Below are 9409 nucleotides of genomic sequence, written 5' to 3'. Positions count from 1 at the left end.
GAGATCGGGCACTGGGAAGGCGACCTGATCATCGGGTCCACTCGTCCCGCCGCGATCGCGACGTTGGTCGAACGCAAGACCCGCTTCACCATCTTGGTGCCGCTCCCGAATGGCTACTCGGCCACCGCTGTGGCGGACGCCCTGTCCAGCACCTTCCGGGCGCTCCCGACGGGTCTACGCAGGACGCTCACCTGGGACCAGGGAAACGAGATGTTCCATCATCCTAGGATTGAGGAACGGACGGGACTGAAGATATACTTCGCCGATCCCCACTCACCGTGGCAGCGAGAAACGAACGAGAACACTGTGAGTGTGTCGTTCGGCGGTTTCGGCTTGGTCCGCTGCCAGGCTCGGTGCCGGTGACCCCGGAGTGACTCACGAGAATACTGGCCGCGGTGACGCGTGCCTTGCGTTGGACTCGTCGTCCGGGGTCATCGGCGTCGGCCTGGCCCACTCGTCTTGGCTTGATCAGGAGCTTGTCCGCCCGTGGGCGTGACCCCTCACAGTGCTGCCGCGACCAGTGACCTCTACCCAGGCCGGCGCCGACGCGTTCGCCCTGGGTGAGAGGACAACCGCATGGCCATGCTGGCAGAGCAGTATCACTACGTCATCGGCGGCGACCCCGACCGGGACACCATCGACCTGGCCGTACTCGACACCGACACCGGTGGCGTTCGCGCCCATCTTGCCGACACCGCAGACGGGCCGGGCTACGAGCGGATGCTGGTCTGGGCCAACGAGCACGCCCCACAGCAGCGGGTATGGGCTCTGAAGGGCACCGGCAGCTTCGCCGCCGGCCTGGCTCGATACCTGGCCGAGGCCGGGGAGACAGTTGTCGAGGTCGGTGCAGTCAAGCGTTCCCGCGGCGCGAAGAACGATCACATCGACGCCGTGCGCGCCGCTCGGACGGCGCTGGCCCGTGAATTTCAGACTCTGCCTCGGGCGAGGGGCCTACGCGAAGCGCTGCGGATGGTCCTGGCCACCCGGGCCGCAGTGCTGGTCAGTCGGACCAAGGCGATCAACGAGCTGAAGAGTCTGATCATCGTCGCCCCCGAGCACCTGCGCGCCCCACTGCGTGGCCTGCCCCTAGCACGCCAGCTCGGTCGGATCTCGCGCTCAACAACAGGCCCCGCAAGAGCCTCGACTGGAAGACCCCCGCCGAAGTGTTCGAAGAGCAGCTACGCTCAGCCTGACAACCCGGTGTTGCAACGATCGGTTGAACCCAGGAACTACACATCTCTGCGATTTGGGCAACGCCTGGAAGACCACGGTATCTTCGCGTCGATGGGGTCGGTCGGCGATTCCTACGATAACGCGCTCATGAAGAACTTCTTCTCCACACTCAAGACCGAGCTCGTCTACCGGAAATCGTGGCGAACCCGCGAGGAGGCCGAGAACGAGCTGTTCGCCTACATCGACGGTTGGTACAACACCGAACGCATCCAGGGTCGACTCGGGTGGCGCTCACCGGGTGAATACGAGGCCACCTGGCACGCCCAGGAGGGCGTCCTGGACGATCAACCCGCATCACCCGCCGACGGGGCCGACCCGGCCCCGGTCAGCTAACCAGCACTCCGAGCGAGCGGGAGAACCTCACAAGAGCGGCTGAACAAGGAGATCCGGCGCCGCACCGACGTGGTCGGGATCTTCCCGGATCGCGCCGCGGTCGTCCGGCTGGTCGGCGCCGTTCTGGCCGAGCAGACCGACGAATGGACCGAAGGCCGCCGCTACATCAGCCTCGATCTACTCGCCAAGGCCCGGGCCGCGATCAGCCCGACCATCGAGACGACGATGGAGGTGACGACCGGCGCGATCAGCGCCTAGATTGACCACGAAGGCTCACGAGGTGGCCGTCCTCATCCACCACGTCAGCGGACGTGGCCGCGCGGGCCACCCAGTTGCCCAGGGTTCCCTCGTTGACCCCCAGATCGCGGGCGACCTGGGCGATCGGCTTGCCCGTCTCCTCCACGATCCGGACCGCCCCGTCACGGAACTCCCGGTCATATCGCTTCCGTACCTCTGGCACCGCTACCCCTTAGAGTGTGTTTGAGAAGGGTCGGCGTGTCTGCGCCGCGCGGGTCGGGCTCTGGTCCATCGTGGACGAGTGGCTCGGCGCAAGCGGCGGTACCCCTCGGACACCAGCGACGCCCAGTGGGCGCTGATCGAACCACTGCTGCCCGCCGCGGGGGCCGGTGGACGGCCGGAGAAGCATCCGCGCCGTGACGTGGTCGACGCGGTCCTCTACGTGGTGCGGGCGGGGTGTGCGTGGAGGGCTCTGCCTGCGGACTTCCCACCCTGGCAGACGGTGTACTGGTACTTCAACCGGTGGGAGCAGCAGAAGGTCACCGAGCAGATCCTGCCGATCGTGCGCCGCCAGCTGCGTGCCCGACGAGGGCCGTGATCCCGAGCCGAGCGCGGGGATCATCGACTCCCAGTCGGTGAAGGGCGCTGGCACAGTCGGGCAGGACACTCGTGGCTACGACGCAGGGAAGAAGATCAACGGCCGGAAGCGGTTCATCTCCCACGGTCACCCTCGGCCTGCTGCTGACCACGATGGTGTGTTCGGCGTCGGTGCAGGACCGTGACGGCGCCAAGCCGATCCTGCTGGATCTGTACCTGCGTACGAGGGTGCGGTTCGTCTACGCCGACGCCGGGTTCGCCGGACGCCTGCTCGACTGGGCGAGCACGATCCTCAAGACCACGGTCGAGGTCGTACGCAAGCCTCCTGAGCAGCGCGGATTCGCTGTCATTCCGCGGCGGTGGGTGGTCGAGCGGACACTGGCCTGGCTCACCGCGCACCGCCGCCTGGCCCGGGACTACGAACGCCACCCCGCCGTCTCCGAGGCCATGATCCGCTGGGCAGCGATCAACACCATCACCCGCCGCATCGCCCGTGGCAAGCCGGCCGCGCGCCAGCAGAAGTACGTCTTCACGCCCTCAACATGATCTTCTCAAACACGCTCTAAGACCATCGCCCGCTACGGGCGCGTGGATCTGCTCTGCATCGACGAACTCGGCTACATGGAACTCGACCGCCGCGGCGTCGAACTGCTGTTCCAGGTGTTAACCGAGCGGGAAGAGACCAACGCGATCGCCATCGCGTCGAACCAGCCGTTCTCCGGCTGGACCCGCACCTTCACCGACCCACGGCTCTGCGCAGCGATCATCGACCGGCTCACCTTCGCCGGGAACATCATCGAGACCGGCACACAGTCCTACCGCCTCGCCCACACCCGGACCAGACAAGCCCCGGAAAGCAGCTGACCTGGCAAGAGGCCCCCGGGATATTCCTCAGCGTGATCCGCAGTGACCAGCGCCAGCTTCCTGCACGGCGAGCACGGCGTCGAGCACCAACTGCGCACGCTGCGACGACTGACCGGACTACCCACGGTCAGCACGACATCGGCGTTCCAACACGCCGTGAAGCACCTGAACCTGACCGCAGTGGCGCTGGCCTCGGTCTAGCACCCCTCAGCCAGTGACCACTCCATCCAACGCCTCGCCGAGGCCGGCGTACCACCGTCAGCCGCGCCGACGCCGACGCGTCCTCTGATCCCGAGCTCGCCGACTGGACCAGCACCCAGATCCAAGAGCTGGTCCAGTCATCTCTGCACGAGCAGGCACACAAGCAGCCGTCCTGCCCGAGACCGCGCTGCACACCGCCACACTCGCTGACCGCCTCGACCAGGCCGCCGACCGCCCGGTCCTCACCGCCACCCAGGTCAGCATCTGGGCCGCCTACGACGCCATCGGCCAGCGCCCCCGCACAAGCAACGCCGGAATCCTGTTCACCGGAGCCGAATCGCCCCGTCCCCCCCGGGGCCAACTGCAGTTGACATTCTCAATGAACCTGGTCGAAGTCTGGTTCGGACTCATCGAGCGGCAAGCCGTCCGCCGCGGGGTCTTCAATTCGGTCAAGGACCTCAACGGCAAGCTCCGCGCTTACATCGACGGCTGGAACCAGCACGCCTACCCCTTCATCTGGACCAAAACCGCCGACGAAATCTTCAAGAACGACAACCGTCCAACAACTTCAAATCCGCGCCACTAGAACCAAGTTCCAGACCAGGGAGCTGAGCCAGGAACGGAGAACAATGCATCTGCTCGGATAGCAGCGCCCGCAGCGTGCTCAGTCCATAGACCACTGGTGACCAACTCCGATGGCCTCCGGTCGCCGAGGAATGCCGGGGCGAGTGAACTGATGTTGCACTCCAGATCAGGCAGGGTCCCTCTGGAAGGGTTGACGTTTCCTGAACTGATTCGCCAGGTGCTGATACTCTCATCGGTGCCGATAGGGAACGGGTCATGTATTCGTAGAGTGATTGGATCGCCGGAACCCCACGAACGTGAGGTGAGCGCCACGGAGAGATCGATGATGCGTAGCCATAGATCGTCACCGCGTCCGGTAATCCGATGATGCCGTGGGTCGACAAGCATCAGGTCGAGGTTCTCGTCGAGCGGGCGCGACCAGCCCACCACAGAGTCAACGAGATCGAGATTGGAAAGAAATCGCCAGAGGCCAGCAGCAGCTGCCCCCGACCCGGCCCAAAGCTGCTGGATTACAATTTCGGTAGGCCAATCGTGGCCCGGACTGGCAGCGGATGCGTTCCACACTACGAACCCGTCGTCAGCGTCTAGTCCAGTGTGTACAGCGATGCCCTGATGCCCTGAACCAGTGAAACCCGGGGCAGACGGACTCGCAGGATTAAGTGCCCGGCGCCACCAGCACGATGTACGAGTCATACCTCCTGGCCGGGCACCAGCGAGCCGCTCCTGTAAATAAGGTAAGAGTGCAGCCGCCTCGGTCCGGCTGAGCATCCGCACCTGCCCTGCGCTTGAAGCAGTTGCTCGCCAATCGGAGTTAGCAGCAATTTGGACACTCTCGGCTCGAGATGCAATACCGTAGCCGAAGCGGTCATACAGCCCTGTCTGAGTGGCGTGGAGGACTGCGACAGCATCCCCACGCTCCCTTGCTGAACTTAGCTGGGAGCGCATCAACGCGGTCAATCGCCCTGCGCGGGTAGCATCGGCCCGGACACCTACTCCGGTAACCGCAGCAGCTCTCACTCGCGCCCCACCAGGTAGCGTCAATCTAGTCGGAAATGAATAAGCGGCCCCTACAATCTCCCCGTGTGCAGACTTTACACCGAGCCAACACTCCTCCTCTGAGTGACCGTGGGTAAGCCACTCATAGTCAGTAACCGGGGCCTTACATAAGGCAGCCAGGAATACCTCAAACGCGGCACGGCGATCTACCGAATCGTCCAGGACATGCACATCATGCATCTCCTTTTCTTCTCTCACTGTCTTTTCCTCAGCTATCTGAATCGAGGCGGGGAAGTATCGACGTGCTTTCCTCCTGAGGGACGGGAGCACTCTCAGGCCGGGGAGCAGACGCAGCCTCGTTGGTGTGGTGCCAGTAGATGGAGGGCTTGTCGAACTTGGGCGCTCGCACGGCGCCGCCAATATCTGCATAAACATCCGGGCGGAAACCCCGCAGATATAGTGCCCAGACAGCCCCGCCAAGAGCGGCGGCGAGCACGGTCACGGCGAGGAGCCAACGAATGGGCGAGGAGGGCGCTACGCCGAGCAATGAATCAAAGTTGACGACCATCACAACAAGAAACGTCAGGAGAAGCGTCGCTGCGAGCGCAGGGGCGATCGTTCGCGACCACACTAAGGTCGGTGACACGACAGAGGAGTGCCGGAAAAAACCGATCACCGCAACTGAGGTGCCAGCCAATAGCAGGACGACCCCGAGAGCGGCGAGTCCGGAGGACCAGCTAAAGAGCGTCAGCATTGGGTCGGCGTCGGCAATAGCGAACCCTGCGACAACGACCAGCGCCAACGTCGACTGGGCAATAGATCCAGCGACAGGGGCCCCGGAGCGGCCCCCAATGGAACTGAGTTTCTCCGGGAGCACGCGTTCACGACCGAGAACGAGTAGATAACGAGCAACACTGTTGTGAAAGCTAAGCAAGGCCGCAAAAACACTTCCCAGTAGCAGTGCAGTCGCGAGATCAGCAACGATCGGCCCGAACGCGTCGGCGAGAGGTCGAATGATCAAGGCGGGACCTTCTGTGCTGGCACGCTCCTGGAGGCGCCTGGCTCCAGTGGCGGCGACTACCGCCCAGGAAGAGAGCGCATAGAATGAGCCAATAAAGACGATCGCAATTAATGTAGCGCGCCCGACCGCGCGGTATGGATCACGCGCCTCTTCGGAGTAGATTGCCCCGGACTCAAATCCGGTGAACGAAGCCACAGTGAAGGCGATGGCGGCACCAAGTCCGCCAGCCAGCAGAGTGCTTGGCATTAATGGTGCGGTAGTTACAACCCCTTCAGCAGGGCGAGCAAACCCGATGATATCGAATGCGGCCACCACTGCAACTTCGGCAATCAGCAGCACCGCAAGGACTCGGGCGTTGAGGTCAACGCGAAGCAGGCCGAGGGCGGCAACTGTGCCCATTGCGAGTAGGGCCCAAATCCACCACGGCATCCGTAGGCCAAATGCTTCTGCAGCAAAGTTCGACACGGTCGAACCAAACAATCCATACAGGCCGACTTGGATCGAATTATAGGAGACAAGCGCTACAAAAGCTCCGGCGACGCCCGCCGGACGCCCGATTCCGCGGGCGAGATAAGCGTAGAATGCGCCTGCGCTGGCTACGTGACGACTCATCGCTACATAGCCAACTGCGAACAGTGCCAGCGCGACAGAGACAACAAGAAATGCTAACGGGACACCTTGATTGCCACTGACAGCGTACGCAGTCGTCACTCCACCCGCCAACGCAGTGAGAGGAGCTGAGGCGGCCACCGTGAAGAACACCAGGTGTGTCACTCCAAGACGCCGTCGTTGCAGACTGGCCACTTGGGACGTACTGGACGCAGATAAGGGCACGAGTTACTCACAATCTCGCCGGGAGCAGGGGACCGGATACTAGGCGCACGTGCTGCCACGGCTAGCCACCGGGTCGGTTCCATCCGCATGGCACGTTCGCGCTGGGGCCGCATCCAGGGACGTTCAGCGCGGTCTCCAGGACCGACTTGGTCAGCTGCTTGAGCAGCCCGTCCGGGCCTGCCAGCACCAGCCCCCGTTCCTGCGCCCGGTCCACCAGCTCCACCGCGGCCTGCTACTCGGCCGACGGCGGCCAGGACGGCGTCGCGGTCGCCGGGCATCGCCGGGACAGAGGCGGGGATGAGTGAACCGCTGACAAGAGCGCCTCTCTCGATCACCAGGCTCAATGGCCATCGGTTGGTATGGGCGTCCTCTCGGATGCCATTACGGGTGGTACAATTCAATCAGGCGCCACTCCAGCATCGGGATACTCAGCCCAGTCGACTACGAAACAGCCCACACCCCGCCACACCAAGATCACTGACCCCACACCGTCAGTATCCGGCGCAGGGGGCCAAGCTCAACCCGACCACTGAGCCGGAGGGATGATCCGATGAGGCGGACCCAGCCTCGTGCCGTACTGGCCCCGACGGGGCCAGACACCCCACCCCGCTGCGACGGCTGCGGGCGCGGGCCCCGTCACCCCGGCGAGCGCACCGACATCGCCACGGCCTGGATCCTGCCCGGCACCGACGGCCCAGTGATCGGGCACTTCTGCCGCGACTGCGCCCCGACCGGCCCGGTCCTCGACCTGACCTGCTCCCAGTGCGGCGACGGCCCCCTGCTCGCCGGGGACATCGCCGAGACCCCCGAACAGGCCGCCCCGCTGCTCACCGCAGCCGGATGGCACCTCACCGACCCCCCGACCTGCCCGACCTGCCCCCGAGTCCCCGCTCGGCTCCCCCGTCAGCGCCGCATCGGAGAGGCCCGATGACCGTGCCGAACATCGTCCGCACCCAACGCGCCCAGGGGCGACGCCGCGACCCGATCTTGGCGAACCCCAGTCAAATGCTGCGGTAGTTCCGCCGCCTCATGACCGACAACGCTCGATTCCATCTTCTCGGCTACTGAGCCTTTTCCAACCTGACGTTCCTACAGCTCGGGGGCTGACTCCGTGTACACAGAGGCGGAGCTGACGATCCTGTGACCTGTGCAGCCGTGGCCAGAGCAGTTGCGCCGCAGCCTTAGCGATAACATGTCGTATAGGCTCGCCAGTCAGGTTGGAAAAGGCTCACTGCCAAGTCTGGAGGCGTCCGGCTGACGGGGGATCACTTCAGCAAACCGTATGTCTGGGGCGGGAAAGGGCCCGACGGGTTCGACTGCTCCGGGTTGATGCTCGCCGCCTGGGCGCACGCCGGGGTCCCGATCCCCGCCGGGACGGTCAGCCAGAAAAACGCCGGCACCAACGTGCCGATCGCACAGATCGCCCCCGGCGACCTCGTGTTCATCCCCGGCAGCCTCGGCAGCGAGACCAATCCGCGGTACAACGGCATGTACGTCGGCCACGGCCTGGTCGTCAACGCCTACGACACCTCCCAGGGCGTCATCCTGCAACCACTCACCGACTGGGCCGACGAGGTCACCCACATCCGCCGCGTCCACCAGCCCGACCCGGGACCCGGAACGTCGAACACGACACGAGCAGCGCCATGAGCAGTGACCGAAAACGTTCCACGGAATCCGCCCGCGACGCTCCATTCGGAAGAGAAATGCGGTAGGATGGCCACACTCTCCGACGATCTCCGGAATGGGGACGTCTCCACCCTTGATGCGATAAGAATGTCGAACCGACAGCTATGGCGCGAGTTTGCACTTTCCGGTGGTGCGACGACCTGGATGGTCACGACGCCGCCGAAACCGTCGAATTCGCTATTGATCGCCGCCGTTACAGTATTGATTTGAGCAGTGAGAACGCGGTCCGGTTGCGGGCGGTGTTGGCCGGGTATCTCGCGGCGGCCCGCGTCGTCGGTCCCCCGGTCGGTAACCGGGCCGCGGCGATCTTGTCGACTTCTCGGGCACCGGAGACTCCGAGGGCTCCCTGCCCCCACAGCTGTGGCAGCTCCGAGCCTGCAGGAGCAGGTACCTGCGGGATGATCGACGTCGATGACGACTATGGCGGTGGAGCTGGTGCAGTCATGGGTCTGAGCTTGACCCCTGACGCCGGACACGTCACCTGAGGTGGACCCGGTCCACCAGGGAGGATGTTGTTCGTGCCTGCACCTCACCCGCCCGAGTTCCGGCGCCGCGCCGTGGACCTTGCTCGTGCTGGCGACAAGCCGGTGTCTGCGATCGCGAAGGAACTGTCGATATCGGAGTCGTGTTTGCGGAGCTGGATGGCCCAGGCCGCCGCCGACGACACCGGCGGCTCCGATTCACGGCTGAGTAGCGCCGAGAAACGCGAATTGACCGGGCTCCGTAAGGAGAAGCGTCGCCTTGAGGTGGAGAACGAGATTCTCAAGCGGGCGGCCGCGTATTTCGCCCGGGAGAACGTTCTCCCAAAGTAGTTTTCCC

The 9409-nt window shown here is 64.3% G+C and carries 11 protein-coding genes and 5 pseudogenes; 12 read left to right on the top strand and 4 right to left on the bottom strand.

The features are described 5' to 3' along the window. From FVA95_RS26380 to FVA95_RS26370, 4 genes and pseudogenes are all read left to right on the top strand, one after another. Window positions 1–306 (top strand): annotated as a pseudogene (locus FVA95_RS26380) (IS30 family transposase); the annotation flags it as partial. Window positions 307–576: 270 nt separating this feature from the next. Further along, a pseudogene (locus FVA95_RS33290) lies at window positions 577–1026 on the top strand (transposase); the annotation flags it as partial. Window positions 1027–1200: 174 nt separating this feature from the next. Further along, on the top strand, window positions 1201–1566 hold the full coding sequence (locus tag FVA95_RS33285) for an IS3 family transposase (protein WP_255474699.1): 366 nt from the start codon (window positions 1201–1203) through the stop codon (window positions 1564–1566). Between the two features lie 33 nt (window positions 1567–1599). After that, window positions 1600–1824 (top strand): annotated as a pseudogene (locus FVA95_RS26370) (transposase); the annotation flags it as partial. On the opposite strand, the gene FVA95_RS31830 reads toward FVA95_RS26370, so the two are convergent. Then, window positions 1814–2026, bottom strand: a complete 213-nt coding sequence (locus FVA95_RS31830; RefSeq protein WP_193564428.1) for a transposase — start codon at window positions 2024–2026, stop codon at window positions 1814–1816. The pseudogene FVA95_RS26370 and the gene FVA95_RS31830 sit on opposite strands and share 11 nt — an antisense overlap. Before the next feature lie 39 nt (window positions 2027–2065). Here FVA95_RS31830 and FVA95_RS34345 point away from each other — a divergent pair. The 4 genes and pseudogenes from FVA95_RS34345 to FVA95_RS26350 all read left to right on the top strand — a co-directional run. Then, window positions 2066–2932: pseudogene (locus FVA95_RS34345) on the top strand (IS5 family transposase); the annotation flags it as partial. A 29-nt stretch (window positions 2933–2961) separates the two neighbouring features. Beyond that, a pseudogene (locus FVA95_RS26355) lies at window positions 2962–3264 on the top strand (ATP-binding protein); the annotation flags it as partial. A gap of 42 nt (window positions 3265–3306) precedes the next feature. After that, window positions 3307–3465: a hypothetical protein gene (locus FVA95_RS31065; RefSeq protein WP_161992460.1), complete on the top strand. Its 159-nt coding sequence runs from the start codon at window positions 3307–3309 to the stop codon at window positions 3463–3465. A gap of 379 nt (window positions 3466–3844) precedes the next feature. Further along, window positions 3845–4051, top strand: coding sequence for a hypothetical protein (locus FVA95_RS26350; RefSeq protein WP_193564427.1), 207 nt, complete (start codon window positions 3845–3847; stop codon window positions 4049–4051). Here the strand turns inward: FVA95_RS26350 and FVA95_RS34055 are convergent. From FVA95_RS34055 to FVA95_RS31430, 3 genes are all read right to left on the bottom strand, one after another. Further along, complete coding sequence (locus FVA95_RS34055) at window positions 4048–5286, bottom strand: GNAT family N-acetyltransferase (protein WP_161992459.1); 1239 nt, start codon at window positions 5284–5286, stop codon at window positions 4048–4050. The two genes, FVA95_RS26350 and FVA95_RS34055, sit on opposite strands and share 4 nt — an antisense overlap. Before the next feature lie 28 nt (window positions 5287–5314). After that, window positions 5315–6829 carry an APC family permease gene (locus tag FVA95_RS26340; RefSeq protein WP_240051747.1) on the bottom strand — a complete coding sequence of 505 codons (1515 nt, stop codon included), beginning with the start codon at window positions 6827–6829 and terminating at the stop codon, window positions 5315–5317. 133 nt (window positions 6830–6962) lie between these two features. Further along, complete coding sequence (locus FVA95_RS31430; RefSeq protein ID WP_162557702.1) at window positions 6963–7124, bottom strand: hypothetical protein; 162 nt, start codon at window positions 7122–7124, stop codon at window positions 6963–6965. A 327-nt stretch (window positions 7125–7451) separates the two neighbouring features. On the opposite strand from FVA95_RS31430, the gene FVA95_RS26335 reads away from it, so the two are divergent. The 4 genes from FVA95_RS26335 to FVA95_RS26320 all read left to right on the top strand — a co-directional run bounded on the left by FVA95_RS26335 (window position 7452) and on the right by FVA95_RS26320 (window position 9402). After that, window positions 7452–7832 (top strand): Hin recombinase, encoded by a 381-nt coding sequence (locus FVA95_RS26335; protein ID WP_149666530.1) that lies wholly within the window; start codon window positions 7452–7454, stop codon window positions 7830–7832. 323 nt (window positions 7833–8155) lie between these two features. Then, window positions 8156–8551 carry a C40 family peptidase gene (locus FVA95_RS26330; RefSeq protein WP_304627190.1) on the top strand — a complete coding sequence of 132 codons (396 nt, stop codon included), beginning with the start codon at window positions 8156–8158 and terminating at the stop codon, window positions 8549–8551. Window positions 8552–8694: 143 nt separating this feature from the next. Continuing rightward, on the top strand, window positions 8695–9075 hold the full coding sequence (locus FVA95_RS26325; RefSeq protein WP_149666529.1) for a histone-like nucleoid-structuring protein Lsr2: 381 nt from the start codon (window positions 8695–8697) through the stop codon (window positions 9073–9075). A 33-nt stretch (window positions 9076–9108) separates the two neighbouring features. Next, window positions 9109–9402 (top strand): transposase, encoded by a 294-nt coding sequence (locus FVA95_RS26320; protein WP_161992396.1) that lies wholly within the window; start codon window positions 9109–9111, stop codon window positions 9400–9402. Window positions 9403–9409 lie beyond the last annotated feature (7 nt).

Source organism: Pseudonocardia sp. EV170527-09, from assembly GCF_008369905.1.
In the GTDB taxonomy this organism is placed as follows: domain Bacteria; phylum Actinomycetota; class Actinomycetes; order Mycobacteriales; family Pseudonocardiaceae; genus Pseudonocardia.
The sequence above is the reverse complement of the archived record's forward strand: the minus strand, read 5'-3'. Positions and strand labels throughout refer to the sequence as shown.

What these genes read in the sequence shown, in the direction of transcription:
- FVA95_RS26350 (WP_193564427.1), top strand. Translation starts at nt 3,845, where the DNA reads ATGAACCTGGTCGAAGTCTGGTTCGGACTCATCGAGCGGCAAGCCGTC.
- FVA95_RS34055 (WP_161992459.1), bottom strand. Translation starts at nt 5,286, where the DNA reads ATGCATGATGTGCATGTCCTGGACGATTCGGTAGATCGCCGTGCCGCG.
- FVA95_RS26335 (WP_149666530.1), top strand. Translation starts at nt 7,452, where the DNA reads ATGAGGCGGACCCAGCCTCGTGCCGTACTGGCCCCGACGGGGCCAGAC.
- FVA95_RS26325 (WP_149666529.1), top strand. Translation starts at nt 8,695, where the DNA reads ATGGCGCGAGTTTGCACTTTCCGGTGGTGCGACGACCTGGATGGTCAC.